Source organism: Bradyrhizobium sp. BRP19, from assembly GCF_020194195.1.
Taxonomy (GTDB): Bacteria; Pseudomonadota; Alphaproteobacteria; order Rhizobiales; family Xanthobacteraceae; genus Bradyrhizobium; species Bradyrhizobium yuanmingense.
The window spans coordinates 1-1,155 of record NZ_JADYVZ010000079.1; the positions used below are offsets into that span (position 1 = coordinate 1).

2 protein-coding genes are annotated in these 1,155 nt (G+C 57.0%); one reads left to right on the forward strand and one right to left on the reverse strand.

Annotated features, from left to right (window positions below; translation table 11 throughout):
* Window positions 1-112: 112 nt before the first annotated feature.
* A complete protein-coding gene (locus I6F36_RS38565) occupies window positions 113-376 on the reverse strand; it encodes a hypothetical protein (RefSeq protein ID WP_225173252.1) in 264 nt (87 codons plus the stop codon).
* A 16-nt stretch (window positions 377-392) separates the two neighbouring features.
* Here I6F36_RS38565 and I6F36_RS38570 point away from each other — a divergent pair.
* A partial coding sequence (locus I6F36_RS38570; RefSeq protein ID WP_249789157.1) for a diguanylate cyclase occupies window positions 393-1,155 on the forward strand: 763 nt, incomplete at its 3' end.

The window sequence follows — 1,155 nt, forward strand, 5'->3', positions numbered from 1 at the left end:
GCGCGTATTGCACTTCGATTGGCGCAGTTCTGCCACGAGGGACCTCATTGCTCTCTTCGGTGGCGTCGTTCTCACTTCACTTTTAGCGCATCTCTATGGGCTTGGCCCTCGTTTAGCGCAGCTGGGACAGCGCTATGTGGAGTCGGTACTCGACGACATTATCTTCATCGTGTTCGTTGCATTCTTGCTGAGCATTGGGCTCACGATCTTTAGTGTTCGGCGCTACCGAGAACTCGCCCGCGGAACTGAAGCACGAACCATCACAGAAGGAGAAGTCCGCGATTTGGCGCGACACGATCCATTGACTGGCTTGCCAAACCGCCGCCTGTTTGATGACAAACTTGATCTGTGCGTTGGCCTCGCCACCGACACGCATCAAAGTCGCTGTTCTGATGCTCGGCCTCGACGGCTTAAAGCGAATCAAGGATACGCACGGCCATGCAGCGGTGGACAAGGCACTCTGCGAACTTGCCACTAGGCTTGCCGACATCTTGTGCAAGGACGGCTTCCTGGCGAGGATCGGAGGCGACGAATTCGGGATCGTCCTGCCCAACATTAGCTCCCTCGAGGATCCCGCCAATCTGGCGCGCCGTATCGTGGCGTCTGCCGCCGACAGTTTCGCGATTGAGGCTGGCGCAGCCGAGCTTAGTCTTGGAATTGGCATCGCCATCGCTCCGCTTGATGGCGTCACTCCCCACGAATTGGTTAGGCGCGCAGAACGCGCACTTTATCGCGCGCAAGGCGACGGCAGGTCGCGTGTTCGCTTTTTTGAACCTGACATGGACGTGCATGTCGAGCGGCGCATCAATATTGAGCGTGAGCTTCGGAGCGCTATCGCAACGGATATTATCGAGCCCCATTACCAGCCGGTGGTTTCACTTGTAAGTAATCGCATCGTCGGGTTCGAGGCGTTGGCGCGTTGGGAGAGCAAGACATCGGGCCATATCCCGCCTGACGTGTTTATTCCGATTGCAGAAGAAACAGGCCTCATCAACGCTCTTGGAGATCAGCTGTTTCGCCGCGCGTGTCTTGATGCCACTGCGTGGCCAAAGACGTTTTCGCTTGCCTTCAACATTTCGCCTGTTCAGTTGCGGGATTCCGCGCTTGGAGAGCGCATTATATCGCTCCTAGAGCAGACCGGCTTTAGTCCGCGCC